This is a genomic window from Trinickia symbiotica (genome assembly GCF_003028655.1).
GTDB lineage: Bacteria > Pseudomonadota > Gammaproteobacteria > Burkholderiales > Burkholderiaceae > Trinickia > Trinickia symbiotica_A.
Window position 1 is genome coordinate 75,681 of sequence record NZ_PYUC01000016.1, and the last position, 26,690, is coordinate 102,370.

At 64.2% G+C, this 26,690-nt stretch carries 26 protein-coding genes and 1 tRNA gene; 16 read left to right on the forward strand and 11 right to left on the reverse strand.

The annotated features are described in order from the left end of the window. The first annotated feature begins 177 nt into the window (after positions 1–177). The gene (locus tag C9I57_RS26375) at positions 178–786 is read left to right on the forward strand and encodes a TetR/AcrR family transcriptional regulator (RefSeq protein ID WP_107153532.1); all 609 of its coding nucleotides are present in this window, start codon (positions 178–180) and stop codon (positions 784–786) included. Positions 787–888: 102 nt separating this feature from the next. Here C9I57_RS26375 and C9I57_RS26380 read toward each other — a convergent pair whose 3' ends face one another. From C9I57_RS26380 to C9I57_RS26405, 6 genes are all read right to left on the reverse strand, one after another. Next, positions 889–1,116 carry a DUF2795 domain-containing protein gene (locus C9I57_RS26380; protein ID WP_018441678.1) on the reverse strand — a complete coding sequence of 76 codons (228 nt, stop codon included), beginning with the start codon at positions 1,114–1,116 and terminating at the stop codon, positions 889–891. A gap of 43 nt (positions 1,117–1,159) precedes the next feature. Continuing rightward, a complete protein-coding gene (locus tag C9I57_RS26385; RefSeq protein WP_107153533.1) occupies positions 1,160–1,423 on the reverse strand; it encodes a hypothetical protein in 264 nt (87 codons plus the stop codon). A 98-nt stretch (positions 1,424–1,521) separates the two neighbouring features. After that, the gene (locus C9I57_RS26390; RefSeq protein WP_107153534.1) at positions 1,522–2,859 is read right to left on the reverse strand and encodes a C45 family autoproteolytic acyltransferase/hydolase; all 1,338 of its coding nucleotides are present in this window, start codon (positions 2,857–2,859) and stop codon (positions 1,522–1,524) included. 165 nt (positions 2,860–3,024) lie between these two features. Next, on the reverse strand, positions 3,025–4,758 hold the full coding sequence (locus C9I57_RS26395) for a ClcB-like voltage-gated chloride channel protein (RefSeq protein ID WP_107153535.1): 1,734 nt from the start codon (positions 4,756–4,758) through the stop codon (positions 3,025–3,027). Positions 4,759–4,808: 50 nt separating this feature from the next. Next, complete coding sequence (locus tag C9I57_RS26400; RefSeq protein ID WP_107153536.1) at positions 4,809–5,549, reverse strand: glutathione S-transferase; 741 nt, start codon at positions 5,547–5,549, stop codon at positions 4,809–4,811. Positions 5,550–5,572: 23 nt separating this feature from the next. Continuing rightward, positions 5,573–6,646 carry a YeiH family protein gene (locus C9I57_RS26405; RefSeq protein ID WP_107153537.1) on the reverse strand — a complete coding sequence of 358 codons (1,074 nt, stop codon included), beginning with the start codon at positions 6,644–6,646 and terminating at the stop codon, positions 5,573–5,575. A 125-nt stretch (positions 6,647–6,771) separates the two neighbouring features. On the opposite strand from C9I57_RS26405, the gene C9I57_RS26410 reads away from it, so the two are divergent. The 7 genes from C9I57_RS26410 (at position 6,772) to C9I57_RS26440 (ending at position 14,050) form a co-directional block, all read left to right on the forward strand. After that, a complete protein-coding gene (locus C9I57_RS26410; protein WP_107153538.1) occupies positions 6,772–7,695 on the forward strand; it encodes a LysR substrate-binding domain-containing protein in 924 nt (307 codons plus the stop codon). 160 nt (positions 7,696–7,855) lie between these two features. Further along, positions 7,856–8,620 (forward strand): sugar phosphate isomerase/epimerase family protein, encoded by a 765-nt coding sequence (locus C9I57_RS26415; RefSeq protein ID WP_107153539.1) that lies wholly within the window; start codon positions 7,856–7,858, stop codon positions 8,618–8,620. Between the two features lie 75 nt (positions 8,621–8,695). Further along, complete coding sequence (locus C9I57_RS26420) at positions 8,696–9,676, forward strand: sugar kinase (protein ID WP_107153540.1); 981 nt, start codon at positions 8,696–8,698, stop codon at positions 9,674–9,676. Positions 9,677–9,914: 238 nt separating this feature from the next. Then, positions 9,915–11,162 carry an MFS transporter gene (locus tag C9I57_RS26425; RefSeq protein WP_107153611.1) on the forward strand — a complete coding sequence of 416 codons (1,248 nt, stop codon included), beginning with the start codon at positions 9,915–9,917 and terminating at the stop codon, positions 11,160–11,162. A gap of 4 nt (positions 11,163–11,166) precedes the next feature. Beyond that, positions 11,167–12,156 carry a 2-hydroxyacid dehydrogenase gene (locus C9I57_RS26430; RefSeq protein ID WP_107153612.1) on the forward strand — a complete coding sequence of 330 codons (990 nt, stop codon included), beginning with the start codon at positions 11,167–11,169 and terminating at the stop codon, positions 12,154–12,156. 330 nt (positions 12,157–12,486) lie between these two features. Beyond that, positions 12,487–13,560, forward strand: a complete 1,074-nt coding sequence (locus tag C9I57_RS26435) for a LacI family DNA-binding transcriptional regulator (protein WP_107153541.1) — start codon at positions 12,487–12,489, stop codon at positions 13,558–13,560. Positions 13,561–13,684: 124 nt separating this feature from the next. Then, the gene (locus tag C9I57_RS26440) at positions 13,685–14,050 is read left to right on the forward strand and encodes a DUF3022 domain-containing protein (RefSeq protein WP_107153542.1); all 366 of its coding nucleotides are present in this window, start codon (positions 13,685–13,687) and stop codon (positions 14,048–14,050) included. Positions 14,051–14,128: 78 nt separating this feature from the next. Here C9I57_RS26440 and C9I57_RS26445 read toward each other — a convergent pair whose 3' ends face one another. Further along, positions 14,129–14,563, reverse strand: a complete 435-nt coding sequence (locus C9I57_RS26445; protein ID WP_107153543.1) for a PGDYG domain-containing protein — start codon at positions 14,561–14,563, stop codon at positions 14,129–14,131. Then, entirely contained in the window at positions 14,560–15,024 is a 465-nt protein-coding gene (locus C9I57_RS26450; protein WP_107153544.1) for a Spy/CpxP family protein refolding chaperone, read from the reverse strand. Before C9I57_RS26450 ends, C9I57_RS26445 begins: the two co-directional genes overlap by 4 nt. Positions 15,025–15,200: 176 nt before the next feature. On the opposite strand from C9I57_RS26450, the gene C9I57_RS26455 reads away from it, so the two are divergent. Both C9I57_RS26455 and C9I57_RS26460 read left to right on the forward strand, forming a co-directional pair. Beyond that, the gene (locus C9I57_RS26455; RefSeq protein WP_107153545.1) at positions 15,201–15,665 is read left to right on the forward strand and encodes an Lrp/AsnC family transcriptional regulator; all 465 of its coding nucleotides are present in this window, start codon (positions 15,201–15,203) and stop codon (positions 15,663–15,665) included. Between the two features lie 222 nt (positions 15,666–15,887). Beyond that, positions 15,888–16,991 carry a saccharopine dehydrogenase family protein gene (locus tag C9I57_RS26460; RefSeq protein ID WP_107153546.1) on the forward strand — a complete coding sequence of 368 codons (1,104 nt, stop codon included), beginning with the start codon at positions 15,888–15,890 and terminating at the stop codon, positions 16,989–16,991. A gap of 23 nt (positions 16,992–17,014) precedes the next feature. Here C9I57_RS26460 and C9I57_RS26465 read toward each other — a convergent pair whose 3' ends face one another. Together C9I57_RS26465 and C9I57_RS26470 are read right to left on the reverse strand one after the other, a co-directional pair. Then, complete coding sequence (locus C9I57_RS26465) at positions 17,015–17,602, reverse strand: AAA family ATPase (RefSeq protein WP_107153547.1); 588 nt, start codon at positions 17,600–17,602, stop codon at positions 17,015–17,017. After that, the gene (locus C9I57_RS26470) at positions 17,599–17,946 is read right to left on the reverse strand and encodes a YciI-like protein (RefSeq protein WP_107153548.1); all 348 of its coding nucleotides are present in this window, start codon (positions 17,944–17,946) and stop codon (positions 17,599–17,601) included. Before C9I57_RS26470 ends, C9I57_RS26465 begins: the two co-directional genes overlap by 4 nt. Before the next feature lie 179 nt (positions 17,947–18,125). Between C9I57_RS26470 and C9I57_RS26475 the strand changes: the two genes are divergently transcribed. Both C9I57_RS26475 and acs read left to right on the forward strand, forming a co-directional pair. Continuing rightward, a complete protein-coding gene (locus tag C9I57_RS26475; protein WP_107153549.1) occupies positions 18,126–19,205 on the forward strand; it encodes a glycosyltransferase family 4 protein in 1,080 nt (359 codons plus the stop codon). A gap of 349 nt (positions 19,206–19,554) precedes the next feature. Beyond that, positions 19,555–21,537: an acetate--CoA ligase gene (gene acs, locus C9I57_RS26480; RefSeq protein ID WP_107153550.1), complete on the forward strand. Its 1,983-nt coding sequence runs from the start codon at positions 19,555–19,557 to the stop codon at positions 21,535–21,537. A 133-nt stretch (positions 21,538–21,670) separates the two neighbouring features. Here the strand turns inward: acs and C9I57_RS32535 are convergent, their stop codons facing one another. Further along, positions 21,671–22,222 carry a hypothetical protein gene (locus C9I57_RS32535; protein ID WP_146166269.1) on the reverse strand — a complete coding sequence of 184 codons (552 nt, stop codon included), beginning with the start codon at positions 22,220–22,222 and terminating at the stop codon, positions 21,671–21,673. A gap of 305 nt (positions 22,223–22,527) precedes the next feature. On the opposite strand from C9I57_RS32535, the gene C9I57_RS26485 reads away from it, so the two are divergent. The 4 genes from C9I57_RS26485 to C9I57_RS26500 all read left to right on the forward strand — a co-directional run bounded on the left by C9I57_RS26485 (position 22,528) and on the right by C9I57_RS26500 (position 26,357). After that, the gene (locus C9I57_RS26485) at positions 22,528–22,818 is read left to right on the forward strand and encodes a DUF4212 domain-containing protein (RefSeq protein ID WP_308836377.1); all 291 of its coding nucleotides are present in this window, start codon (positions 22,528–22,530) and stop codon (positions 22,816–22,818) included. Beyond that, positions 22,815–24,833: a sodium:solute symporter family protein gene (locus C9I57_RS26490; protein ID WP_107153552.1), complete on the forward strand. Its 2,019-nt coding sequence runs from the start codon at positions 22,815–22,817 to the stop codon at positions 24,831–24,833. Before C9I57_RS26485 ends, C9I57_RS26490 begins: the two co-directional genes overlap by 4 nt. Positions 24,834–24,879: 46 nt before the next feature. Continuing rightward, positions 24,880–24,970: transfer RNA gene (locus C9I57_RS26495), tRNA-Ser, on the forward strand. A gap of 148 nt (positions 24,971–25,118) precedes the next feature. Further along, a complete protein-coding gene (locus C9I57_RS26500; RefSeq protein ID WP_107153553.1) occupies positions 25,119–26,357 on the forward strand; it encodes a tyrosine-type recombinase/integrase in 1,239 nt (412 codons plus the stop codon). Positions 26,358–26,690 lie beyond the last annotated feature (333 nt).

Consider the following 26,690-nt stretch of genomic DNA (forward strand, 5'->3'; position numbering starts at 1 on the left):
GATCGTTGGTAGGTAGAAAACGGCGCGGAGGGCACCGCGAGAGGCGAGGCACCGCTCATACGCAGCCAACACAGCGGGGCTGAGCCGTCGTCTCATATTTACGGATGCATTCTAATACATAGTTGTATTTGAGTGCAAAGCTGAATGTCAGCGTGCCGCGATGCTAAAATTTTCGACATGAAGCGAAAACGCCTGACACGCGAAGAGAGCCGGGACCAGACGCGCGAGCGTCTGCTCGAGGCCGCGCGCGCGATGTTCATGAAGAAAGGGTTCGTCGCCACGAGCGTCGAGGACATCGCCGAGACCGCCGGCTACACGCGCGGTGCGTTCTACTCGAACTTCGACAGCAAATCGGAACTGCTGATCGAGCTCTTGCGGCGCGAGCGCGACGACCTGCAGGCGAGCTTTCAGTCGATCATGGAAGAGGGCGGCACGCGCGAGCAGATGGAAGCGCGCGCCGTCGAGTACTACAGCCAGCTCCCACTCGAAGACGATTTCTTCCCACTCTGGGTCGAGGCAAAGCTGCTGGCGAGCCGCGATGCGCGATTCCGGCTGCGGTTCAATGCTTTCAGAAATGAAAAGCTCGAGTGGATCGCGGCCTACATCCAATCGTTCTCCGAACGCGTCGGCACGCCGCTGCCGCTGCCGCCGGATACCCTGGCACTCGGGCTCGTGAGCCTCTGTGAAGGCATGCAATTTTTTCGGATGACCGATCCGCAGACGGTGACCGACGAAGTCAGCAAAACGGTGCTTGCCGGATTCTTCGCTCGCTTGCTATTGCGCTGACTGAAACGCGGGCGGGGCGGTGTAGCAGAGAGCTACGTGATGCGATGCGGCTCGCTGCCGGCGCGAACCGGCGTCGAGCGGAGTCAGAGAGCTAGTGCATGACTAGAACACCCCCGGCCCATAATTGCTGCCGATCAGCCGCGTGACCGAATCGACGTTCGCGTAATCCTGTTCGGGCAGGCCATCAAAAATCGAAATGAGCTCATTGCTCGCGCCGGCCGCGCGCGCCACTTCGACGATCTCATCCTTGTTGGCCGGATAACGGACGGCATGCAGCACGTCCGCGATCTGCAAATCGATGGGTTCTTCGGGGATTGCGGATGTCGTCATGGGTATTTTTCTCCGTCGACCGTTCCGTTGCACGCTTGGAGCTTCAAGTCCGTGACTGTCGCTCGTGCGGCGCGAAGTGGCTGGCTAGACTGTGGGATTTCGGGAGTTTGATGCGCGCCCAGTGTTGTTTCGCGAAGTTGGCGTCCGCGGCGACTTCGGGCGCGGGCGGAGCGACGGGCGCGGCGTCTGCGCGCGCCGCCGCGATCGCGGCGCGCGCGGTGAGGCTGTCGAGCGCCGTGGTTTGTATCGGTGCCGCGAAGCACGATGCCGAAAGCAAGGCCATAGTCGTCACTGTCGAGACTTTCATGCTCGACCTCCTTCTCGATACGGCATGTCGCTGATTGACTCTGTCAGCGGTCGGCCAACAAGCAGCATGCCTCGTGCCAAGGACAGTTGTGAGCCCCCTTAACGCAGCACTTCGAAGCGCGTCCATGGCCAGGATGGCCGGTCGCGCATGTATCCGTTGAGCCAGTTCCACTGCGGATGGCGCTTCATGAACGCCTGCGCGTCGAACGGCCTGCCGCAAGGATGTCCCCACCGCGCCCAGAAGGCGAGCTCGTGCGCCATCTTGCTGTCGACGACCTTGCCGTCGTTGGCGCCCCAGGGATTGAACGGCCCTTGGTCCGAGCCGCCGAAGCGCGCATCGTCGAGCTCCAGATGCCCGCAGATGGTGCGCGAGCATGGGTTGTCGCCGCGGTCGAGATAGACATCGTGGTGATCGGCGATCATCTGCTTCGCGAGTTCGATGTCGATCTTGCCATGGTGCTGGTCGGCGAGCTGCATGAAGCGCAGCCTCCGCGCGCCGTTCTTGCGGACGTCGGTGTAATCCTCTCCTTCTCCGATGCACTCCTGGTTGCGGATTTTCAGATCCGTCGCGGTGTTGTAGCCGCTGTAAAACCCGTCTTTCGTGCTCTCGAATCCCGAATAGTGAAGACCGAGCTCATAACGTGCGATTTCACCGGTCTTCAGATCGCCCAGCAGCCAGCTGTTCGCGTAGCCGCCGTTGTTCGCCACGGCAAACATCTCGCACCATTCGCCGATCGAGTTCGCATACTGCGTGGCGCGCCGCGAGCGATAGAATTCAGGCGCCCCGGCCGGGTTGTAGCCCGCGAAATTCGAGATCGTCGTCTCGGTGACCATGAGACCGGCCGACGTGATCCAGAAGTCGGTCAGGCTCGAGATGCACCCGGGTAGACCCTGCATGAGGATTCGATGGCCCGAATCCGGAACGATGTCGAAGACGACGTTGAACGCGTCGCCTGCCGCATAGCGGTCCCATGAGTTGTGCGCCATGACGATGCCGCCGTCGCGCGTGGCGCTGCCCGTCGCGATGAACGCGCTGCAATGATGGCCGCGGCGCCCGCGCCACGGCTTCATGCCGAGTCGAGGCTCGCGCGCGGCGACCTTCGTCGGCCACCAGCTTTGCAGCAAGTCCATGTAGCCGTTCCAGGCGAGCACCTCGGCGAACGGCAGCTTCGCGCCCGCCGCGATGCCCTGGATCTCGTCTCTGAACTCGGTGTCGAGCCGCGGCCCGAACTGCTCGAGCGCCGCCGCCGTGAACGTCTCGAAATCCTCGCCCGTATCCCAGCGCGCGAGATATTTCGCAGTCCGAATGGCATTCTGAATTTCGGTTGCGAGCAGCTGCCCGTGTTGCTCGCCGCGGTCGTACGGCTCACCTTCGATGTGGACGAAAATCCAGCCGGCATGGTCGCGCCGCACGGCATCGAGGGACGGTTCGCTCATCTTCGCTCCGAATCGACGAATCGGCCGCTAAGCGCTCGTCAGGCTTCGTTTTGCGCGGAACCCTGCGCATTTTTGCGGTCGTTACTTCATTGTAGAAAAAACGCCGCGCTTTCGCATCCGATGGGGTGAGGGAGGAGGAGGCGCTTGCGCGCCTCGGCGCCGCGCTTACGGCGTCGGATTCATCCGACGGTAGGCGTCGAGCAGGGCGGTCTTGTAGACGGCGCCCATCAGTTTCGGCGCGTCGACGCTGGCGACGACGGGCAAGCGTTCGCCCTGGAACGCGAGGAAGTGCTGCAAGGCCACGCTGATCGGCATGTCCGGCGTGAGAATCGCGAATTCGGGCTGCAGATAGTCGGCCGCCGTGCAAGACGACGTATCGCGCTTTTCGAGCAGGTCCGACGTGATGTCCTTGAGCGCCACCACGCCGCGAAAACAGCCGTCCTCGTCGGTCACGTAGAGGTACTTCACCGGGTACTCGAGGAAGATCCGCGTCATTTCCTGCACGCTCGCCGTCAGCGGAACGATCGTCTCGGCCGGCCTGATCAGTTCGCGCATCTGAGTCGCGCGCAGGCGCATGCGCTCTTGCTCGTCGGCGTGCCGCCGCAGCGTGATTTCGTACATCGACGTCTTGCCCATGGCGCGCGCGACGAAGTACGCGACCACGCATGAGAGCATCAGCGGCAAAACGACCTGATAGCTGAGCGTCATCTCGAAGATCATCAGGATCGCCATGAGCGGCGCCTGCGTTGCGCCGGCGAGGAATGCGCCCATGCCGACCATCGCATAGGCGAAGGCGCCCGAGGTGCCGTGCGGCCAGATCGAATGCGCGGCGAGCCCGAACAGCGAGCCGAGCGTCGCGCCGACGAACAGCGTCGGCGTGAACACCCCGCCGACGGCACCCGAGCCGACCGTGGCGGCCGTCGCGACGACCTTGCAGATCAAGACGGCGACGAGCGACACCCACGTCCATGGCGAATGGAGTATCGAGTTGACGACGCTGTAGCCGTTGCCCCAGACGTCCGGTACCCAGACGGAGATGATGCCGACGACGAGGCCGCCCGCGGCGAGCCGCACCGGCAACGGAACGGGCAGACGCCTGAAGCTCGCCCGCGAAACGTCGATCAGGCGCAGGAACTGCGGCGCCGCCGCACCGCAGAGAAAGCCGAGCGCGACGAAGAGGAGCACTTCCACTCCCGCGATCGCCGGAAACTCGGGCATCTCGTATGGCGGCTTGTAGCCCGCGAATTCGCGCATCGTAATGTTGGCGACGACGGACGCCACGACGACGGGGCCGAAGCTTTCCATCGCGATGGAGCCGAGCACGATTTCGGTGACGAAGAACGCACCTGCGATCGGCGCGCTGTAGGCCGACGTGATGCCGGCCGCGGCGCCGCAGGCGACGAGCAGGCGCAACCGCTGAGGGTCGAAATGCACGAGTCGGCCGATGGCCGAGCCGGCGAGCGCGGCAAGCTGGACCATCGGGCCCTCCCGGCCGATCGAGCCGCCGAAGCCGATCGTGAAGAGCGAGGAGACGCTGCGCCAGAGGCTTTGCCAGATCGGGACCACGCCGTCGCCAATCGCGATCGCTTCCATGTAGTCGGTGTTCGCGCGCTTATCGGCGTGGCGCGCGGCCAAGATGAGGAAGCAACCAGCGATGAGGCCGCCTATGGCCGGCAGCCAGATGCGCATGGTCCACGGCAGCGCGCGCGCCATTTCGACGAAGCTACCCCATCGGCCGGTGAAGACCCATTGAAAGAAGTCGATGCAGCGGCGGAACGCGGCCGTCGCGAACGCCCCCAGCACGCCTGTGACGACGGCCCAAAGCAGCATCGTGTGCGCCTCAGAGAGGCTGAACAACGCTTGGGCGCGGGTACGCAGGCGAAGCAGGAATGAGAGCACGGCGGCCTTGGCTGAGATCGGTCGAGCGCAAGAATAGCATCGAGCCGCGCTCAGTCCGACCCCGGGCTGCGATCGAGCTCAGGATAGTGCCGGAATATCCCCGTTTCGTTGAACGGGATGCGCCGCTCCGACGCGAGGTAGGCGGCGATGTTCGGCCGCGCCGCCACGGCGTCGCGTAGCGCCGCCAGCCTGCGATAACGCTGGCGGAAGCGCTTCGTCGCACGCGGGAACGCGTAATGGAGACCTTCGATGAGCTGGAACATCGAGAGATCGGCATAGGTCAGCGAGTTGCCGACCAGGTGGGCGTCGCCCTTCGGGTTCTGCTTCAGCACGCGCTCGAAATAGCCCATGAACTTCGGCATGCGGTGATCGATGAAGTCGGTCGCGCGCGCTTTGGCCGCTTCTTTTTGATCCTCGTAGTAAAGCCCGCTGCCAATCGGATGATGCGTGTCGTGGACTTCCGTCACTACATCGGCGATCGTCAACTGCAGGCCGTGCACTACGTAGCGCAGATCGTCTCGCGGGGCGAGTCCGAGCTTCTCACCGAGGTAAAAGAGAATATTCGCGGTCTGCGGGATGATGAGGTCGCCGTCTCTCAGGAACGGCGGCGCGAAGGGAAGGTGGGGCTCGTCCTTGCTGTCCATCAGCGCGAGCATCGCACCCTCGCCAAGCCCGTCCTCGGGACGCCCGCGGGCCACCTCGACATATGGGGCGCGCGCTTCTTCGAGCGCGAGCCGCACGAACTCGCCTCGGCCTTGCAGCCCGTCCCAGTAGTACAACTCGTACGCCATCGCTTGCCCTCCTCGTCGAATGGTCAGCCCAGCACGCGCTCGACCCCCCACGTGATCGCAAGGCCGCCTACCGCGAGCCAGACGTAAAGAATGAACCCTGTCGCGAGCGCGCGCGGGCCGGCCTTGCGCACTTGCGAGAGCTGCGTCTCGATGCCGAGCGCCGTCATCGCCATCGTCAGCGCGAACGTATCGAGTGCGTTGACGGCTTGCGTCGCGGCGCTCGGCAGCGCATGCAGCGAGTTCGCGACGACGCAGGCGAGAAACCCGAGCGCGAACCAGGGAACGGCTACCTTGCGTGGCGCCTGCGCATTCCCCGTGCCACGGGTCGCCGTCCGCGCGAGCCATGCGCCGAGCACGAGCAGGACTGGCACGAGCAGCATCACGCGCGTCATCTTGACGATCGTCGCGACGTGCGTCGCCTCCGGGCTCACGTTGCTCGCCGCGCCCACGACTTGGGCGACTTCGTGAATCGTACCGCCGAAAAAGAGCCCGACGCCGGCGGTATCGAGGTGGAGCCAGCCCGCGCGATACGCGAGCGGGTAGACGAACATCGACAGCGTGCCGAACAGGACGACGCTGCCGACCGCGACGGCACTCTTTTCGGGCTTCGAGTTCAGCGTCGATTCGAACGCGAGCACGGCCGCGGCCCCGCAGATCGCGCTGCCGGCGGCCGTGAGAATGGCCGTGTCGCGATCGAGCTTGAGCAGCCTGGTGCCGACCCAGATGCCGATCGCCAGCGTGCTGACGACGACGAGCAGCGAGACGGTCAGCCCCGGCAGGCCGACCTGCGCGATTTCCTGCAGGCTCACGCGCAAGCCGAAAAACGCGACGGCGATGCGCAGGAGCCGCCGCGCCGAGAAGTTCACGCCGGCGGCCCAGTGCGCGGGCATGCCCGCGCGCAGCGTATTGCCGTAGATCGCACCCGCGACGATCCCGACGATGAGTGGGCTCACGCCCAGGCCGGCGATAGCCGGCATGGCGGCAAGCCGCGTGACCGCTGCGGCGAAAAGGGCGACGAAAAGGATGCCGTTGAGCGGGCCGTGCGCGGCGCCGGCGCGGTGTGCATGCGCCGCCGGGTGCGTCGATGGGCTGGACATGGGTGGCCTCCAGGCGAAAACGGGTTTCCGGGACTACGATGGTCCTTATGCTAATTCGCTCATATCGTTATGAAAAATCGTCATTTGTGAAGTAAGATATTGGCTCAGCCGATAGTTCGAGGCCTATGACAGCCGATCAGCTTATAACTTTCGCCGCGGTAGCCGAGCACCTGAACATCAGCCGGGCGGCAACAGCGCTGCATTTGTCGCAACCGGCCGTCTCCGGCCAGTTGCGGCTGCTCCAAGACGAATTCGGCGAGCCGCTTTATCGTCGCGACGGCCGTGGAATACGGCTCACGCCGAGCGGCCGACAGCTTGCCGAATACGCGCTGCGCGTGCGAGAGACGCACAGGCAGGCGCTGGCTTACCGGGATGCGTTGCGCGGTTTTGCGCATGGCACGCTGCGTGTCGGCGCGAGCACGACGCCCGCGAGCTACCTGTTGCCGTACCTCATCGCGGCATTCCACCAGCGTTTTCCAAACGTTTCGATCGAGACGTTCAGCGGCAACACGGGCGAAATCGTCGGCTCGCTCGATAGTCTCGACATTGCGATGATCGAGGGACCGGTCGTAGCGGACTTGCCGCACGGCACGGGCGTTCACGCATGGCACGAAGACGAAATCGTAGCCATCGTCCGCAGCGGTCACCCGCTGGCGATCCATGCCGACGGTCATAGCAAGAGCGCCACGATCGCCGAGGTCGGCGCCTATCCCATCGTGCTGCGCGAGGAGGGCTCCGGCGTGCGGCAGGATGTCGAGCAGGCGTTCGAGGAGGCCGGCGTCGCGATGCATGTGGCGCTTGCCGTGGCGGGCGTCGAAGGGGTCAAGGAGGCCGTGCGCGCCGGCATGGGCGTCGGGTTCGTCTCCGAAATGACGATGCGGCACGAGGACGGCGCGCTGCTGCGGCTGTCGCTCGCGCCTCGGCCGCTTACCCGGCGCTTCTCGATTCTCGTGCCGCACGAGGGGGCGCCGTCGCGCGCGGCGGCCTCCTTTCTCGAACTTTGCCTGGCGCAGACGGCCGAGACAGGAAAGACACAAAATGTGCGCTGACGCTAGGGCTTTCCACTATGGCGACAATCGGCCCTCGGAAGGCATCATTGTTCGTACCGAGCGTCATCGCTCGGTTTTTTACCGATCGAATTGGAACCGGTTCCAGCCCCGGCGTCGCTCTGACGACGGCGTGAACCGGAGAAGTGGAGAGTCTTTTCAAATGGCCGACATTGTCATAGTCGCCAGTGCGTTCGGCATCGAGGCCGTTCGCCGTTCCGGCCATCGCACATGGGTGAAGGTCGCGGCCGATGCCGGTGCCGCCGGCTTCGAAGTGCGCCGCGAACTGATTGCGGGCGAAAGCGATGCGTCGCTCGACGCGCTCGCGCGGCTCGGTGCCGAGATCGAGGAACGCGGACTTTGGACCGTTTATTCGACGCCGGCCACGCTTTACGACGAACGCGGCATACTCGACGCCGACGCGCTCGCATCGGCTCAAGCCGAGGCCGATGCGCTCGGCGCCCGCTTCGTCAAGATGCAGCTGGGCGCGTTCGCGAGCTATGCTGATGCGGTGAACATCAGCCGCGCGACGGCGGGCGGCCGCACCCGCGTCGTCGTCGAGAATGGGCAGCGTGCCGCGGACGGATCGCTGGCGAGGTTCGTCGCTTTCTTCGCCGCGCTGGAGCAGGAGGGGGCGGGTCAGGCTGTCGGAATGACGTTCGATATCGGCAACTGGCATTGGACGGGCGAGCTGCCCCTCGCGGCGGCTCGCGTGCTCGCGCCGCGTGTCGAGTACATCCATTGCAAGGGCGTTGCCGGCAGCGGCATGCGCCGCTTCGCCACGGCGCCGGCCGCGGACGATCCGTTCATCGCCGCGCTCTTTGCCGTGCTGCCGCGCGACGTCCCGCGCGGCATCGAATTTCCGCTCGATCAGAGCGATCTCGCTGACGACGCGAAGCGGCGCGTCGCCTGGCTTACCGCGGCATGAGACGAGTACCGCCCAGATCCGGCCTTCGGGCCGGTTTGGCTGAACGCTTCGAACCAAACCGAGACTAGTTTTACGATGAAACAATCTCACGACCCTCGTGCTTTTGGACTGGATGTTCTGACCTACGGCGAAGCGATGACGCTTTTCGTCGCGGACGATCCGGGGCCGCTCGCGCAGGTGAGCCGGTTCACGAAACGCATTGCCGGCGCGGACCTGAACGTCGCGATCGGGCTTGCGCGTCTCGGCTTCAAGGTCGGCTGGATGAGCCGCGTCGGGAACGATTCGTTCGGCCGCTATGTGCTCGATACGCTCGCGAAGGAGCACATCGACGCGCAGCGCGTGACGGTCGACGAGCGGTACCCGACGGGCTTCCAGCTCAAGTCGAAAGAGATCGGCGGGCTGGACCCGAGCATCGAATACTTTCGCAGAGGCTCGGCCGCGAGCCATCTGTCGATCGACGACTACTCGGCCGAGTACGCGCTCGCCGCGCGTCACCTGCACCTGACCGGTGTCGCGCCGGCGATTTCGGCTTCGTCGCACGACCTCGCGTTTCACCTGGCGCGCGAAATGCGCGCGGCAGGCAAGACGATCTCGTTCGATCCGAATCTGCGGCCGACGCTATGGCCGTCGCGCGAGGCCATGGTGGCTTCGCTCAACAGCTTGGCCGCGTTGGCCGATTGGGTTCTGCCGGGCATCGGCGAGGGCGCGATTCTGACCGGATTCGACACTCCCGAAGAGATCGCCCGCTTCTACCTCGATGCCGGGGCCCGCGGCGTGGTGGTGAAGCTCGGCGCGCGCGGCGCCTACTTCCGCACGGCCGACGGCTCGGGCTACGTGGCCGCGCAACCGGTGGCGCAGGTGGTCGATACGGTCGGCGCGGGCGACGGATTTGCCGTCGGTGTCATCAGCGCGCTGCTCGAGGGCCGTGCGCTGGCCGACGCCGTCGTTCGCGGCAATCGCATCGGTGCGCTGGCGGTGCAGGTCATCGGCGATTCGGAGGGTTTTCCGACGCGGGCCGAGCTGGACCGCATCGAGCAGACAGCCACCCCCGCCTGACGCTTCAAGGCGGCTCATCGACGATACTGCACGAAATCATTCGGCGGCCGCCACGAACGGCCGCTAAACGACGAGAACGGCCGGCTGCCCGGCAAGGCGAGCACGGCGCGGCGTTCCCAAACAGGAGACAGGCATGAACCATCCCCAATCTCGAGCGCATTCGCATCACTCCGATACTTCCATCGGCAACCTTCCGCCGGCGACAGCGACGCTTGCGCCGCGCCGCTGGTGGGCGATCATGCCGGTCGTCTTCATCACGTACAGCCTCGCTTATCTGGACCGCGCGAACTTCGGCTTCGCCTCGGCCGCCGGCATCAGCCACGACCTCGGAATCAGCGCCGCGCTTTCTTCTCTGATCGGCGCGCTTTTCTTCCTCGGCTACTTCTTCTTTCAGATTCCCGGCGCCGTTTATGCGGAGCGCCGCAGCGTGCGCAAGCTGGTCTTCGTCAGCCTTTTGCTATGGGGCGCTTGCGCGGCGCTGACGGGCGTCGTCTCCAACATTCCTTCGCTCATTGCGATCCGTTTCCTGCTCGGCGTCGTGGAGGCGGCGGTCTTCCCGTCGATGTTGATCCTGCTCAGCAACTGGTTCACGAAGGCTGAGCGATCGCGCGCCAATACGTTCCTGATACTCGGCAATCCCGTGACCGTGCTCTGGATGTCCGTCGTCTCGGGCTACCTCGTGCATGCTTTCGGGTGGCGCGAGATGTTCATCGCCGAAGGGTTGCCGGCCGTCGTCTGGGCCTTCTGCTGGTGGAGTCTCGTCAAGGACAAGCCGCACGATGCGAACTGGCTCGCCGCGGACGAAAAGCGCGATCTCGAAGCCGCGCTTGCGGCCGAGCAGGCCACCATCAAGCCGGTGCGCAACTACGCGGAAGCATTTCGCTCGCCGGCCGTCGTCAAGCTCTGTGCGCAGTACTTCTGCTGGAGCATCGGCGTGTACGGCTTCGTTCTCTGGCTGCCGTCCATCCTCAAGCACGGCTCGACGCTTGGCATGGTGGCGACAGGGTGGCTCTCCGCGCTGCCGTACCTCTGCGCGACGATCGCGATGCTCGGCGCGTCCTGGGCGTCGGATAAGCTTCGCGTGCGCAAGGCGTTCGTCTGGCCGTTCCTGCTCATCGGCGCGGTGGCCTTTGCGGCGTCGTTCATGCTCGGCACGACGCACTTCTGGCTGTCCTATGCGCTGCTGGTCGTGGCGGGCGCCGCGATGTACGCACCGTATGGGCCATTCTTCGCGATCGTGCCGGAGCTGTTGCCGAGGAACGTGGCGGGCGGCGCAATGGCGCTCATCAACAGCATGGGCGCGCTGGGATCGTTCGTCGGCTCCTATGTGGTCGGCTACCTCAACGGCGCGACCGGCTCGCCTGCCGCCTCGTACGCCTTCATGAGCGCGGCGCTCGTAGGAGCCGTCTTGTTGACGCTTGCGGTGAAGGCGCACCCGGATCGTCCGCAAGCGCTCGCCGCGCATGCTCACGCACCTGGAAAGTGAATCCATGCAACCTCGAATCGTCGTCTATAAAGCGCTGCCCGCGGACGTGCTCGCCTATCTGCGCGAGCACACTCAAGTCGATATCGTCTATCCGGAGCAGTTCGATTCGCGCGAGACCTTTGTCGCCGCGCTCGCCGAATCGCTCGCGCAGGCCGACGGTGCGATCGGCGCGAGTGTGAAGATCCCGCCTTCCATGCTCGAGCCCGCGAAGCGGTTGCGCGTGCTGTCGACGGTTTCAGTCGGCATCGACAATTTCGACGTGCCGGACTTGACGAGGCGCGGCATCGTGCTGACGCATACGCCCGACGTATTGACCGAATCGACGGCCGACACGGTGTTCGCGCTGGTTCTCGCGACGGCGCGGCGCGTCGTCGAATTGGCCGACTGGGTGAAGGCGGGGCATTGGAAGGGCAGCATCGGCGAGGCGCAATATGGCGTCGAGGTGCAGGGCAAGACGCTCGGCATCGTGGGCCTGGGCCGCATCGGCGGCGCCCTCGCGCGGCGGGCCGCGCTCGGCTTCAACATGCGCGTGCTCTACACGAATCGCAACCCGAACGAGGCGGCCGAGCGAGCATACGGCGCGCGTCGTGTCGAGCTCGCGCGCTTGCTCGGCGAGTCGGACTTTGTCTGCGTGCAGGTGCCGCTGACCGACGAGACGCGTCATCTGATCGGCGCCCGCGAGCTGCGCTCGATGAAAAAGAGCGCAATTCTCGTCAACGCGTCACGCGGAGCGACCGTCGACGAAGCGGCCCTCATCGCGGCGCTTTCCGACGGCACGATCGCCGGTGCCGGCCTGGACGTGTTCGAGGAGGAGCCGTTGCCCGTCGATTCGCCGTTGCTGCGAATGAAGAACGTCGTGGCGCTGCCGCACATCGGCTCGGCCACGCACGAAACGCGGCATGCGATGGCGCGCTGCGCGGCGGAAAACCTCGTCGATGCGCTGGCAAACCGGCTTTCGCGCAATGTAGCGAATCCTGAGGTGCTGAAGCCGTGACGAGCTTGCGTCTCGGCCTCTGTTCGCGCGGGTACGGTCAGCCGCGTCGCTCGATGCCGCGATTTCGAGGCATAGCTCCTGCGCGCCACCGGGCTCCCTATCAGTTCGTATAGGCGTTAGAAGGCTTGCACGAGTGGTGCGGCGAGCGACGCTGCGCTATCATCGCGCCACCGTACAAGTTGGGAAGCGCGCCGCGGCGCGCTTTTTTCTATTGCTCCTGCTTGTCTTGGGCTCACTTTCGACTTTTCCCACGAGGAGATTTGCGTTGGCTCAAGCATCTCGCAAAGCTTGCAGAAAACCTGGAGACGTCGTGAAACGGGGGGCACGGTCATGAACATCGGACAACCGGGCGTGCCGCGTCGCGCCACCATCAGCGACGTCGCCCGTGAGGCCGGTACCGGCAAGACGAGCGTGTCGCGTTATCTGAACGGCGAGACGAACGTGCTCTCGTCGGACCTGCGCGCGCGAATCGAGGCGGCCATCGAGCGGCTCGACTATCGGCCGAATCAAATGGCGCGCGGCTTGAAGCGCGGCCGCAACCGGCTCGTCGGCATGCTCGTTGCCGACCTGACGAATCCGTACACGGTCGAAGTGCTGCGCGGCGTCGAAGCGGCGTGCCACGCGCTCGGACTCATGCCGCTCGTTTGCAATGCGGCGAACGAGCTCGAGATGGAGCGCCGCTATCTGCAACTCATGACGACCTACCGCGTGGAGGGTGTGATCGTCAACGCGCTCGGCGTGGAGGAGGAGGCGCTGCGGCGGCTCGGCGAGGGCGGCACGCCGGCTGTCCTCGTCGATCGCAAGGTCGACGGGCTCGAGGCCGACATGGTCGGGCTCGACAATACCGCTGCCGTGCAGCTCGGGATGCGGCACCTGATCGAAAGGGGCTTCGAAGACATCCTCTTCGTCGTCCAGCCGTTCGAGCAGGTCAGCTCGCGGCGTCTGCGCGAAATGGCGTTCCGCCAGGCACTCGACGACGCGCGCCGCATAAGGGCGCAAGATGCGCCGCCGCTCGAAGGCCGCACGGTCGTCCTCGATCTTGCCGACGCCGACGCGCTTGCGCGCACTTACGCCGATCTCGACGCCTATCTGGACGCGAAACGGGCGGCAGGCGCCAGGCGTGTCGCATGCTTCGCGGCGAACGGTCCCGTCGCGCTCTCGCTCGCGCTGCATCTGCATGCGCGATTGGGTGCAAACTGGCAGGCGCGCGTTGCATTGATGGCGATCGACGACCCCGAATGGGCCGAGTTGATCGGCATCACGGCGATCCGTCAACCGACGTATGCGATCGGCTACCGGGCCGTCGAGTTTCTGCACGAGCGCATCGAGGGTGCGAATGCGCCGCTCGGCGAAGCGTGCCTGCCTGGCGAACTCGTGGCTCGGGCGTCGACGAGCGCCGCTTAGCGTAGCAGGCGTAATCGCTATCCGGTATCGCGGCATCTATCGGTCAGATGCGCCTGATGGGCTGGCCCGCCGCACTCTGAGGGCAGGCGGGCCGACCGGAAAGACAAGAGAAGAGAAAACGACGATGGAGCCGTACCGATATGAATTCGCCGACGCCGAGCTGGAAGGGCTCGCACGCGTCATCAGCGATCTCTTTCCGGAACAGACACTGTTCGTGCAGCGCGCGGCGGGCGATGGTTCCCCGGAACTCGCGGTGCAGTGGGTGGCGATGCGCTTCGGCGCCACTGCGCGCCGCATCACATTGACCGTGCGCTTCGCTCGGTCCGCGTTTGCCCGCTATCTGGCGCAACCGCCCAGGCTGCGTGGCCGCAGCTTCGCGGTGCTGCGTGCGTATGTGGAGGCCGCGCTCGGTTCGCTGGAAGAGCAATATGCGAGCGGTGTCGCGGTGCCGCGCGAGATCGACGTCGACCTCGCTGACGAGTTCGCCTGAGCCCAGGTTGCTCAAAGCGCGCCAAGCAGCGCCGTTCGCTCGGCCCCGCTTCGCTGGCTCTTTAGAGGAATTCGACGCTCAGTCCGCCGGTCGATAGACCGCTGCGAATCGTCGCGCCTGGACGACACCGTAGTCGCCGGGGGCATACTGCATGAGCCAGTCTCCGGCGTCGCCGCGAAGCACGTCGCCCATCGCCGAGCGCGCAATCGAAAACGGCCCGTCCATGCGCTTGGCGAGCACGATGTTGGGGCGGTTGCGATAGGGGCCGGCCTCGCCATGCGGCAGGCTCGTGACGGCCGGCACGTACTTCGCGTCGAAACGCTCGCGCGCGACGACCCATCGGGCGCCGCCCGTGCCGGTCACGAGCGCATCGCCCGGCGAGTAGCGATTCGGGCCTTCGAGGCTCATCAGCTCGCCGTGGGCTACCGCAAACTCGACCGCGACAGTCTCGTCTTTGACATAGCGGGCCGCCGCCGGATCAGTGCGCAGGTCGACGTCTTTCAGTTCGGTCATTTTTGCGATTTCGCGTGGGCCCCACGATGCTCGCGCGGGCCCATCCGCTCGCGGAACGTGTCGTCGGCGAGCTTCTTTTGCTCCGGCGTGAGGCTGGTGTAGAGCGGCTGGAACGCGGCAAGAATCTTCTTGATGCCGTCGGCGTGCGCCTGGGTCAGATTCGCGTAGTCCTGCATGTTGTCGATGGCAGATTGCGTGGATGCGTTCTTGATGCGCTGCTCGTAGAGCTGCCCCATCGTTTCGCCGTCGTCGCGCATCGCGTCGGCGAACGTCTTCCATTGATCTTCCTGCGCAGGCGTGATTTTGAGCTGCTGATGCAGATAACTGATTCGGTCTTCGATCCGCGCTTCGTGTTTCGCGGCGGGAGAGGCGGCCGACGATGCCGCGGCCGGAGACGAAGCCTGCGCGAAGACTCCGTTCGCCGCAAGTGCGCATGCCAGAATGACGAGTGTTTTTTTCATTCAACGAACTCCTGTCGTATGGAAGAAAGCCGGGCGCGGGCGCCGGGCTCGACCAGGCGAGTCCTGCTCCGGGACGCGCGAGGCGTGCCGGCACTATTTGTACCACCAATGCGCGACGACCCGTTAGCATTGAGATACGCGCTTACAAATGAAACCTGACCGTATTCTTTTTGCTCATGAGACCGCCGCGCCTCGATCAACTGGACGAACTCGATCGTAACCTCATCGCGCTGCTGCAAGCCAATGCGCGCGAGAGCGTCGCCAATCTCGCGCGCCGGCTCGGCGTCGCGCGCACGACGGTGCTTGCGCGCCTCGAGCGCCTCGAGCGCAACCAGGTGATCGCCGGCTATGGCGTGCGGCTCGGCCAGGACGTCCTCGACGCGAGTATCAACGCCTACGTCGGGATCATCCTCGCCCCGAAGTACGGCCCCGACGTGCAAAAAAGGCTCGGCAAGATGCCTGAAATCCAGCTTCTTTGCGCGGTGAGCGGCGAGTTCGACTATGTTGCCTGGCTGCGTGCCGATTCTCCCGAGCGGCTCAACGAGCTGCTCGACCAGATCGGCGCCCTCGAGGGCGTCGAGCGAACCACCACCTCGATCATCCTCGCGCGGAAGATCGATCGCGGCACGATCGCCGGGTGACGCGGCCAAGCCGTTCTCGTTTTGACTAAACGTCGTTCGCGCTCGTCATTTCGACGAAACAGGGACGCGTTAACGTCGATCTCGGCCTATTTTCTGTTTCGGCGCCTCTCTAGACTGTTTTCAACGTCGGTGCGCGCCTTACTTCCCGTCTTTGACTCCGTCTTCACCGCGGGGAGAAGGCGCATGGACCGACTCTGACAACGGGAAAAAAAGGAGAACCGCATGAAAGTAGCCGTCGCAGGAGCCGGGCTGATCGGCCATACCATTGCCCATATGCTCCGCGAAACGGGCGACTACGAGGTCGTCGCCTTCGACCGCGATGCGCATGCGCTCGAAAAGCTCGCGAGTCAGGGCATCGCGACGGAGCGGGTCGACTCGGCCGACGCGAACGCGATCAAGGCGGCGTTGAAAGGCTTCGACGCGCTCGTCAACGCTTTGCCGTATTACCTCGCCGTCAACGTGGCAGCGGCCGCGAAGGGGGCGGGCGTGCACTACTTCGATCTGACGGAGGACGTGCGCGCGACGCAGGCCATTCGCAGCCTCGCCGAGGGCGCGTCGCACGCGTTCATGCCGCAATGCGGCCTCGCGCCGGGCTTTATCGGCATCGCGGCTCACGAGCTCGCTAATCGGTTTTCGCACGTGCGCGAAGTGAAGATGCGCGTCGGCGCGCTGCCGGCATTTCCGACGAACGCCCTGAAGTACAACCTGACTTGGAGCGTCGACGGGCTCATCAACGAGTACTGCCAACCTTGCGAGGCGATTCGCGATTCGCGCAGGCTTTGGGTTCAGCCGCTCGAGGGGCTCGAGCATTTCTCGCTCGACGGCATCGAGTATGAAGCATTCAATACGTCCGGCGGCCTCGGAACGCTATGCGAAACGTTGGCGGAGCGCGTCGAGACGCTCGATTACAAGTCCGTCCGTTATCCGGGCCATCGCGATCTGATGCAATTCCTGCTCGAGGATCTGCGCCTCGCGAGCGACCGCGACACCTTGAAGTCGATCCTGCGCCGCGCCGTGCCGTCAACGACGCAGGACGTGGTGTTGATTTTCGTGACCGTGACCGGGATGCGCGACGGTCTCCTCGTGCAGGACGTCTTTACGCGCAAGGTGTTTGCCAAGACCGTTTGCGGCATGCCGATGAGCGCGATTCAAATCACGACGGCAGGCGCCATGTGCGCCGTGCTCGATCTGTTTCGCGAGGGCAGGTTGCCGCAAAGCGGCTTCGTGCGGCAGGAGCAGGTATCGCTGCGCGAGTTTCTCGCGAATCGATTCGGTCAACTCTACGAAGGGGCGGTGCTCGACGCGAAAGCGGCCACGATGGTCTGAACGTCATCCGATAGCCACCGCGCTCACACCGGACCGCTCACGATGGCGCGCAGCAGGGCGTCGAAGTCGTCCGCGGTCGGCGCGGTGTTGTCGAACATCAACAGCCCCTCGCGCGCCGCGCCCGTCGGCACGAAACGCCGCTGCCGATATTCGTCCCAATGCGCGAGCTTGTAGGCATCGTTCGGGTTGTGGCGCTCGATGATGCGCGCGTGAGCCGTCTCTTCCGACGTGTACACCCAGACGATGCGGATGACGACGTCGTCGGCCACGCCGAGCCATGCTCGGTCGAAAAGCCGGCGATCGCGCACTTCGCGAGAAAGCGGGCCGACGATGACGACGCTGATGCCGAGCTGCAGATTCTCCCGCGCGGTATCGATGAGGCCGCGGTACTCGGGCTCGCGCAAATGCTGCAGATAGAGCGGACTGTCCCGATCGTTCGGGTCTCCCGTCAGCGCCCCCATCGCGGCGGCGCTGTAGTGGCCGTAGAGCGTGTCCTTGTCGAGCAGACAGAACGCCTCGCCTGTCGCCCGCATGAGCGGGCCGACCAGGCGCTTGCCGACCGTCGTCTTGCCCGTGCCGGCATGGCCGCAGAAAAAAACGAGATGCGTCACGAACCGTTGTCCCTGGAACGCTCCTGTGCCTCCATCCCTCCCGTGGTCTGCCTGATCGGCGTGGCCGCGCGCTCGCCGACGACGGTGGTCCACGGCCTGATCTTCCAACTGGTTACGATGCCCGCCGCGACGTACGGATCGTTGCGGGCGAATTCCTCGACGATCGCCGGGTCGTCGCATTGAAAGAGAAGGATCGCGCCGTCGACGGGATCCGCGAGCGCTCCGCCCAGCAGCAATTCACCGCGATCGGCGGCTAGCCACCCGTGGGCCAGATGCTGGGCGCGAAACTGGGAGCGACGCTCGAGATAGTCGGGCGCTGTTTCATAAAACAACAGGTAGTGCATGTCTTTGCTCCGGATTGTGTCATTGGGAACCCAATTCCGATATTAGCAGTCGGCAGGCCAGCGGCTAGGACGATAGTGACGTGTCTCCGAGCGGCGGGCATAGACCGTGCTTCCGATGAGGGGGCATGTGAGCGTAGCCCCGCATGGACAGCGCTTCGCCGAGGAGCAGGAGACCCAAGATGCGCATTGCGCAAGTCGCCCCGTTATACGAAGCGGTCCCGCCGCACGGCTACGGCGCGACCGAGCGCGTCATCCACTATCTGACAGAGCAGCTCGTTCGGCTCGGACATCGCGTCACGCTTTTCGCGACGGCTGATTCATCGACCTCCGCCGAGCTCGTTCCGCTCTGTCCTCGAGGTCTTTGGCGCGACGCCAACGTCTGGGACACGCTGACGCATCACGTGCGTGAACTCGAAGCGGTGGCGCAACGCGCGGCGCGTTTCGACGTGATCCATTTTCATGGGGACCCGTTGCATTTTCCGCTCGCGCGCCGGCTCAACTGCGCGCACGTCACGACGATGCACGGTCAGTTGCTGCCCATCGATCATGGTCCGCTTTTTCGAGAGTTTTCGGAGGCGCCGCTCGTTTCCATTTCGGACGATCAGCGCCGGCCCGTGCCGGAGGCGAACTGGCAGGCGACGATTCATCACGGGCTCAGCCGCGATGCGCTCGCGCTCAACCGATCGCCGGGCGACTACTTGTTGTTTCTCGGGCGGATGATGCCGCAAAAACGACCCGACCTCGCGATCGAAATCGCGCGTCGCGCGCGCTTACCGTTGAAGATGGCCGCTAAGGTTCATCCGGGAGAAACAGGCTATTTCCGCGAGCAGATCTTGCCGCAGCTCGAAGCAAGCGAGCATTTCGTCGATTACCTCGGTGAGGTGGGCGGGGCGCAACGGATCGAACTCCTCGCCAATGCGCGCGCCTTGTTGTTTCCGGTGCAGTGGCCGGAGCCGTTCGGGATGGTGATCATCGAGGCGATGGCCTCTGGAACACCGACGATCGCGTTCCGGTGCGGCGCGATACCTGAGATCGTCGAGGACGGCGTGACGGGTTTCATTGTCGACGATGTCGATGGCGCCGTGCGGGCGATCGATCGGATCGACGAATTGAGCCGTGCGCGTTGCCGCGAGCGGTTCGAGTCTCGCTTCACGTCTGCGCGCATGGCCGCGGACTATCTTTCGGTCTACGAACGATTGCTGGCGCCGCGCGCCGCGAACGATCAGATTCGCGAGCTGCCGCGGCGCCGTCATCGATGAAGGGCAGTGATGACCGGAGGGGGCACCCTTTGGGGCCCCCGGAGGAAATCCCCGTGGGATCAATTCGATACCTCGGCGTATGCGGCAGAACGCCGCGGCTGCCATGCGCCGCCGTCGAGCAGCGGCCATGAGGGTGGCGCGCGATGCGACAGCGGGGATGATCGGGGATTGCCCGTACATCGCACGCTAGTAAGTTTTGGGTAAGAGAGGGGCGGTAGTTTGGCGCATATGCCGTCGCACCAAAGCTCGCGGCCATTGCCGCAGACGAACGCCGAGCAAATGCAATGAAGGCGAGTCGGGGCGAGCCCTATTCGGCAACATGCATCGTGAAAGACAGGAGGAGACACCAGTGAGCACCATCGAGTCGGTTTTGCGGGAAGGCCGCGTCTTCGAACCGTCCGCCGAGACGGTCGCCAACGCCGCGATTCCTGGCATGGACGCCTACCGCGCGCTCGTCGCGCAAGCGGAGCGCGATTACGAGGGATTCTGGGCGAAGCTCGCGTGCGAGACGCTGACGTGGAAAAAGCCGTTCACGAAAGTGCTCGACGAGTCCAACGCGCCGTTTTACAGCTGGTTCGAAGACGGCGAGCTCAACGCGTCGTACAACTGCCTGGACCGCCATGTCGAGGCGGGCCGCGGCGGAGAGACGGCGATCATCTTCGAGGCCGACGACGGCACGGTCACGCGCGTGACCTATGCCGAGCTGCTCGCGCGCGTGTGCCGCCTGGCCAACGCGCTGAAGGCGCGCGGCATCGACAAGGGCGACCGCGTGGTGATCTACATGCCGATGTCGATCGAGGGCGTGGTGGCGATGCAGGCGTGCGCGCGCATCGGCGCGCCGCATTCGGTGGTGTTTGGCGGGTTCTCGTCGAAGTCGCTCAACGAGCGGCTTGTGGATGTTGGGGCGGTGGCGCTGATCACGGCCGACGAGCAGATGCGCGGCGGCAAGGCGCTGCCGCTGAAGGCGATCGCGGACGAGGCGCTGGCGATGGGCGGCTGCGAGGCGGTCAAGAGCGTGATCGTGTACCGGCGCACGGGCGGCGCGGTGCAGTGGAACGGCGAGCGCGACCTGTGGCTGCACGAGCTCGTGGCGCACGAGGCCGATACGTGCGAGCCGGAGTGGGTGGGCGCCGAGCAGCCGCTTTTCGTGCTCTACACGTCGGGCTCGACGGGCAAGCCCAAGGGGGTGCAGCACAGCACCGGCGGCTTCTTGCTGTGGGCCGCGCAGACTGTCAAGTGGGCGTTCGACTGGAAGCCCGAGGACGTGTTCTGGTGCACGGCCGACATCGGCTGGATCACGGGGCACACCTACATCGCGTACGGGCCGCTGGCGCTGGGCGCGACGCAGGTGATGTTCGAGGGCGTGCCGACCTATCCGCACGGCGGGCGCTTCTGGCAGATGATCGAGCGGCACAAGGTGAGCCTCTTTTACACGGCGCCGACGGCGATCCGCTCGCTGATCAAGCTGGCCGACGCGGATGCGAAGGCGCACCCGAAAAGCTATGACCTGAGTAGCCTGCGCGTGATCGGCACGGTGGGCGAGCCGATCAACCCGGAGGCGTGGGTCTGGTACTACGAGAACGTGGGCGGCGCGCGCTGCCCGGTGGTGGACACGTGGTGGCAGACCGAGACGGGCGGGCACATGATCACGCCGCTGCCGGGGGCGACGCCGCTGGTGCCGGGCTCGTGCACGTTGCCGCTGCCGGGGATCATGGCGGCGGTGGTGGACGAGACGGGGCACGAGGTGCCGAACGGGCAGGGCGGGATCCTGGTGATCAAGCGGCCGTGGCCGTCGATGATCCGCACGATCTGGGGCGATCCTGAGCGGTTCAAGAAGAGCTACTACCCGGCCGAGCTGGGGGGCGACCTGTATCTGGCGGGCGACGGTTCGGTGCGCGACAAGGCGACGGGCTACTTCACGATCATGGGGCGCATCGACGACGTGCTGAACGTGTCGGGGCACCGGCTGGGGACGATGGAGATCGAGTCGGCGCTGGTGGCCAATCCGCTGGTGGCGGAGGCGGCGGTGGTGGGGCGGCCGGACGAGACGACGGGCGAGGCGGTGGTGGCGTTCGTGGTGCTCAAGCGTGCGCGTCCGCAAGGCGAGGAGGCGGTGACGCTCGCGAACGAGCTGCGCGCGTGGGTGGCCAAGGAGATCGGGCCGATCGCGAAGCCGAAGGACATCCGCTTTGGCGAAAATCTGCCGAAGACGCGCTCGGGCAAGATCATGCGGCGCTTGCTGCGCTCGCTCGCGAAAGGCGAGGCGATCACGCAGGATGTGTCGACGCTCGAGAATCCGGCCATTCTCGAGCAGTTGGCCGAGGTGCGGTGAGGGGATGGCCTGCAGACGAGGTGGCCACACGCGGCGCTTGAGGGCAGGGTGGCCATTGCGATGGCTGCCCTGACGGGCTGCTTGCGGCAGCGCGTCGCGTCGCCGCGTGTCTCGCATCTATCGAGGGCGCTCGCTATCCGGCCGGCGAATCCTTCAGAAAGGTCACGCTGGCGTGGGACGATTCTGCTACGCTCGACTGCGATACGAAGATACCGTTTTTGGCCCGATTGGCCGGGTCGCTGAGGTTTTGGATTTCCACCGTAGCACCGGCTGGCAAAGCGTATCTCCAGCTCCCGAGCGGCGTAACGCTTATTGCGTTGCCCCACAGTGCCGAGGCTGTTCCATAGTAAACGACCAAACCGGCGGGATACTGCGGCGCATTTGCCGTTCTAAGCGTCACTACATCCGCGGGGGATCGTTGAAGCAGGTGGCGAGGCAACCTGATCAACCGTGTCGTTTCTCCATCAAGCACATGCAGGAATTCGGGCGCGCCCGCAAGGTTCAACCATTTGACGACTACCTTGGTTCCTCGCAGCGCCCACCTCGACCAGCCAGTCCCCAGCGGAGTGAGCGTTGCGATCCCATCTGGGCTGCGAGCAGTGCTGGAGCAATATCCTAGGGCATTGTTCTGCGGCTCTTCATCACAAAGCGATACCATGTGTGTGGCCAAATCCGGATGTTTCATCGTGTGACTCCTTTTCGTCTGTCGCCCGCGGGCCATTCGAGCGGGCTGTGGTTTCACGACCGAGCCGCGAATCTAGCGGCGACAGTCTTGCCTCGAAGGAGTCCGGTCGAAAAATAGGACGCTTGCGCGATCGGCAGCCCGTGACGAATTTGCTTGCTGATGCACGGCGCCGCCCGCCATACACGGGCAATCCCGATTGCTCACGCCGCGCCTTTTTGATACATAGGCGCATGGCTGCGCCAAGACCCTCTGATTCCGTCCAAGTTTCTCCATCGCTAATCGAACCGCCATCGGTTTCGAAAGCAATGGCGCTCGCGCATCGCCGCTATTGGCGCTTCAATCTCGTGTCGATTGGCGTGCTGATGTCTATCGGATTTTGCGTATCGTTTGTCGTGCCGCTGTTTGCGCGAGAGCTTTCGGCTGTGCGTATTGCTGGGTTCCGACTGCCTTTCTATCTCGGCGCGCAAGGCGCGATTCTGATTTATCTCGCGTTGATCGTCGTCTATATCGTGCTGATGACGTTCGCCGATAAGGCGCTGAGACGAGCGGCCGCGGCCGATCCGGCACGGGAGCCGGAGCGGGAAGGGGATCGATGAAGCTCGTCAATCGCCTTGTGCATGCTTATGCGTTGTACACGATCGGCTTCTTCATCTTCATCTATTCGATGTGGCGAGTCGAGCGATCGATCGGTCCGGGCCCGTGGGTCGGCTACGTGTTCTTGTTTCTTCCGATCGCCGTCTATGCTGTCATCGGCGTGCTTTCGCGTACCTCGGATGTCGTCGAGTACTACGTCGCCGGGCGACGCGTGCCGTCGTTCTTCAATGGCATGGCGACGGCTGCCGACTGGCTCTCGGCTGCATCGTTCATCGGGTTGGCCGGTTCGCTCTATACGACGGGCTATGAGAGCCTTGCCTATCTGATGGGGTGGACGGGCGGTTTCTGCCTCGTCGCGTTTCTGCTCGCGCCTTACGTTCGCAAGCTCGCGCGCTATACGATTCCCGATTTCCTCGGCACGCGCTTCTCGAGCAACCTCGTGCGCGGACTCGCCGCCGTCTGCGCGATTCTCTGCTCGTTCGTCTACCTCGTTGCGCAGATTCAAGGCGTGGGGTTGATTGCGACGCGCTTCATCGGCGTGGATTTCGCGATCGGCATTGCCTGCGGGCTGGCCGGCATTCTCGTTTGCTCGTTTCTTGGCGGCATGCGGGCGGTGACGTGGACGCAGGTGGCCCAGTACGTGATCCTCATCAGCGCGATGCTGATTCCCGTTGCGATGATCGCGCACAAGGATGGGCTTGGATGGTTGCCGCAGCGCACGTACGGTCGAATGATGGAGCACATGGAGTCGCTCGATCGGCAGGTGCGCGACGCGCGCGAAGAACGCAGCGTGCGTGCGTGGTACCGCGAGCGCGCGGCTCAGATCGACATGCGAATCGCGGCCCTGCCTGCTTCATATAGCGAGGAAAAGTCCAAGCTGACGGGCGAGCTCGATGCATTACGGCGCCGCAATGGCCCGTTGCGCGAGGTTCATGCGCTCGAGACCGCGCTCGCCGCGTTTCCGCGCGATGCCGCGGCGGCTCGCGTGATGTGGGCGAGAGAGCGGGACGACATGCTCGCGCACGCGGCGGATCCTGTGCCGATCTACGAGCCGTTTCCGGCTGCGAACGATGCGCAGCGCACGATTCGCGAGCGCAATTTTCTGTCGTTGCTGCTCTGCCTTTCGCTTGGCACCGCGAGTTTGCCGCACATTCTGTCGCGCTATAACACGACGACGTCTGTCGCTTCGGCGCGCCGTTCTGTCGGGTGGACGTTGTTTTTCATTGCCCTTTTTTATCTGACGGTGCCCGTGCTCGCGGTGCTGATCCGATACGAAGTCATGACGCATCTCGTCGGGCGCATGTTTGCCGATTTGCCGGGGTGGGTGACGCAATGGCATCGCATCGAGCCGGCGATGATCAGCGTCGCGGATACGAACGGCGATGGAATCGTTCGTTGGTCCGAGATTCAAATGGTGCCCGATATGATTGTGCTCGCGGCGCCGGAAATTGCGGGGCTGCCTTATGTGATATCGGGACTCGTCGCGGCTGGTGCGCTCGCGGCGGCGCTTTCGACTGCCGACGGCTTGCTGCTGACAATCGCCAATGCGCTGTCGCACGACTTCTACTACCACATGGTCGATCCGGCTGCGTCGAGGCAGCGGCGCGTGACGATGTCGAAGTTTTTGCTGCTTGGCGTGGCGTTGTTCGCTTCGTATGTGGCTTCGCTCAATACGGGGAACATTCTTTTCCTCGTCGGCGCCGCGTTTTCGCTCGCGGCCTCGAGTCTCTTTCCGGTGCTTGTGTTGGGGGTGTTCTGGAAGCGCACGACTCAGCTTGGGGCGGTGGCCGGGATGGTGGCGGGGCTCGGCGTCTGCCTTTATTACATCGTTTCGACGCATCCGTTTTTTGCGCAGTTGACCGGCGTGGCAGGGGCGAGGTGGTTCGGGATCGAGCCCATCAGCTCAGGCGTGTTCGGCGTGCCGGCGGGGTTCGTGACGGCGATCGTCGTCAGCTTGCTCGATCGGCCGCCCGATGCGTACACGCGGGCGCTCGTCGACTATATCCGGCACCCGTAGAGGGGGTGCTTGGGTGCGGCGAACTCTGCTATAATCTGCGGCTCCCGGAGAGATGGATGAGTGGTTTAAGTCGCACGCCTGGAAAGCGTGTATAGGTTAATAGCCTATCGGGGGTTCGAATCCCCCTCTCTCCGCCAGTCAAGCTTCTCAGGCGTTCTCGCCGATTCCCGCAAAGTCCCGCTGAGCCTGATCTGGCGGGCGTTTTGGGGGTGTCAATCTTCTTGCCGCCTCTCCTGGCTACCCACATAATCGCAGCATCATTTGGGGGTAGGTTTGGGGGTAGAGATGGCTCGCTCCGGTCAACTGCATCGCCTCAGCGCTTTGCGTGTCGCGCGCGAAGTCGACCCCGGTTACTACGTCGACGGCGGTGGACTCTATCTGCAAATTTCTGCAAGTGGCTCGCGCTCGTGGATCTTCCGATACATGCTGGCAAGGCGCTCGCGCGAGATGGGGCTCGGGCCGCTATCGTCGGTCTCGCTCGCGGAAGCGCGGGCTGAAGCTGCCCGCTGCCGCAAGCTACTATCCGGAGGCATCGATCCTATTGAGGCGCGCAAGGCCGATCGTGAGCGTGCCGCTCTGGCGGCGCCGGATGCGTTGGTGTTCAGTCAGGCAGCAGCGGACTACATTGCCCGCCATAAAGGCAGTTGGAAAAACAAGAAACACGCGCAGCAGTGGGAGAACACACTCGTGACGTATGCCTATCCAATTATCGGCAAGGTTGACGTGCGCCACGTTGACACGCCGATGGTCGTGCGCATACTCCAACCCATCTGGCTCAAGAAGCCGGAGACGGCGAGCCGCGTGCGGGGACGAATTGAAGCAATCCTCGATGCAGCGAAGGCGCTCGGCAAGCGCAGCGGCGAAAACCCGGCGCGTTGGCGTGGCCACCTCGACAAAATCTTGCCTAAGCGCGACCGGGTGCGACGCGTTAAACATCATCCCGCATTGCCATACACTCAAATTCCCGCATTCATGTCCGAGCTCGCAGAGCGACAAGCGCCGGCCGCGCGCGTGTTGCACTTGCTCATCCTTACGTGCGTGCGCACATCGGAGGCGCTGCTTGCTCGGCCGGAGGAATTCGATCTCGAACGCCGCGTTTGGACGGTGCCTGCGGACCGCATGAAAATGGAGAAAGAGTTGCGGGTGCCTTTGTCGGCGGCGGCTGTACGGATCGTTCGCGAGGCGTTAAGGACGGCCGCGCACGGGTACTTGTTTCCCGGGCAGAGAAAGGGGAAGCCTCTGTCGAACATGGCGATGCTCAACGTGCTCGAACGCATGGGTTACGACGGGATAACCGTGCATGGATTTCGGTCGACGTTCCGCGATTGGGTCGCGGAGTCCACCGATTATCCCGATTCGCTTGCCGAGATGGCGCTCGCGCATGCCGTGGAGAATAAGGTGGAAGGGGCATATCGGCGTGGAGACATGCTTGAAAGGCGCCGAACGATGATGGAAGATTGGGCTCGGTATTGCGAGAGCAAGAAGGCGCCGGTGATCCCTTTCAAGCGATCCTCGATGGCATAGGACGTACCGACTCGGTGTTTCACGATAGTTTTGCCTTGCCACGAAGTTGCTGCCGCGTTGCGAGTGGTTACCGCCGACGGATATCGACCCGTTGCGGGCACTCGCATCGTTTGTTCGAATGACCGCTCAGTCAGCGATAACGCCCCTGAGTAAGGTTTAAGTGCTGACTCCGATACCCAGGAAATAGCCCATGCTAATTCAAGTGGTCACTACCGGAGGCAGTGCAAGTCATCAACCGTATGCGTTCGTTTGCAGTTTGTCGTGGGCGGTGGGAAGCCTGCGCCCAGGCGATATGTAGGAAATTAAACTGCGACTCGGGCTCAGCCGGCAGTT

Bases quoted from the DNA above. Each gene is read 5' to 3' on its own strand.
- C9I57_RS26450 (WP_107153544.1), bottom strand. From the start codon at position 15,024: ATGAAAAAAACACTCGTCATTCTGGCATGCGCACTTGCGGCGAACGGA.
- C9I57_RS26490 (WP_107153552.1), top strand. From the start codon at position 22,815: ATGAAGCTCGTCAATCGCCTTGTGCATGCTTATGCGTTGTACACGATC.
- C9I57_RS26380 (WP_018441678.1), bottom strand. From the start codon at position 1,116: ATGACGACATCCGCAATCCCCGAAGAACCCATCGATTTGCAGATCGCG.
- C9I57_RS26430 (WP_107153612.1), top strand. From the start codon at position 11,167: ATGCAACCTCGAATCGTCGTCTATAAAGCGCTGCCCGCGGACGTGCTC.
- C9I57_RS26440 (WP_107153542.1), top strand. From the start codon at position 13,685: ATGGAGCCGTACCGATATGAATTCGCCGACGCCGAGCTGGAAGGGCTC.
- C9I57_RS26460 (WP_107153546.1), top strand. From the start codon at position 15,888: ATGAAAGTAGCCGTCGCAGGAGCCGGGCTGATCGGCCATACCATTGCC.
- C9I57_RS26485 (WP_308836377.1), top strand. From the start codon at position 22,528: ATGGCGCTCGCGCATCGCCGCTATTGGCGCTTCAATCTCGTGTCGATT.
- C9I57_RS26420 (WP_107153540.1), top strand. From the start codon at position 8,696: ATGAAACAATCTCACGACCCTCGTGCTTTTGGACTGGATGTTCTGACC.
- C9I57_RS32535 (WP_146166269.1), bottom strand. From the start codon at position 22,222: ATGAAACATCCGGATTTGGCCACACACATGGTATCGCTTTGTGATGAA.
- C9I57_RS26390 (WP_107153534.1), bottom strand. From the start codon at position 2,859: ATGAGCGAACCGTCCCTCGATGCCGTGCGGCGCGACCATGCCGGCTGG.
- C9I57_RS26375 (WP_107153532.1), top strand. From the start codon at position 178: ATGAAGCGAAAACGCCTGACACGCGAAGAGAGCCGGGACCAGACGCGC.
- C9I57_RS26405 (WP_107153537.1), bottom strand. From the start codon at position 6,646: ATGTCCAGCCCATCGACGCACCCGGCGGCGCATGCACACCGCGCCGGC.
- C9I57_RS26385 (WP_107153533.1), bottom strand. From the start codon at position 1,423: ATGAAAGTCTCGACAGTGACGACTATGGCCTTGCTTTCGGCATCGTGC.
- C9I57_RS26455 (WP_107153545.1), top strand. From the start codon at position 15,201: ATGAGACCGCCGCGCCTCGATCAACTGGACGAACTCGATCGTAACCTC.
- C9I57_RS26415 (WP_107153539.1), top strand. From the start codon at position 7,856: ATGGCCGACATTGTCATAGTCGCCAGTGCGTTCGGCATCGAGGCCGTT.
- C9I57_RS26445 (WP_107153543.1), bottom strand. From the start codon at position 14,563: ATGACCGAACTGAAAGACGTCGACCTGCGCACTGATCCGGCGGCGGCC.
- C9I57_RS26400 (WP_107153536.1), bottom strand. From the start codon at position 5,549: ATGGCGTACGAGTTGTACTACTGGGACGGGCTGCAAGGCCGAGGCGAG.
- C9I57_RS26425 (WP_107153611.1), top strand. From the start codon at position 9,915: ATGCCGGTCGTCTTCATCACGTACAGCCTCGCTTATCTGGACCGCGCG.
- C9I57_RS26410 (WP_107153538.1), top strand. From the start codon at position 6,772: ATGACAGCCGATCAGCTTATAACTTTCGCCGCGGTAGCCGAGCACCTG.
- C9I57_RS26500 (WP_107153553.1), top strand. From the start codon at position 25,119: ATGGCTCGCTCCGGTCAACTGCATCGCCTCAGCGCTTTGCGTGTCGCG.
- C9I57_RS26435 (WP_107153541.1), top strand. From the start codon at position 12,487: ATGAACATCGGACAACCGGGCGTGCCGCGTCGCGCCACCATCAGCGAC.
- C9I57_RS26470 (WP_107153548.1), bottom strand. From the start codon at position 17,946: ATGCACTACCTGTTGTTTTATGAAACAGCGCCCGACTATCTCGAGCGT.
- C9I57_RS26475 (WP_107153549.1), top strand. From the start codon at position 18,126: ATGCGCATTGCGCAAGTCGCCCCGTTATACGAAGCGGTCCCGCCGCAC.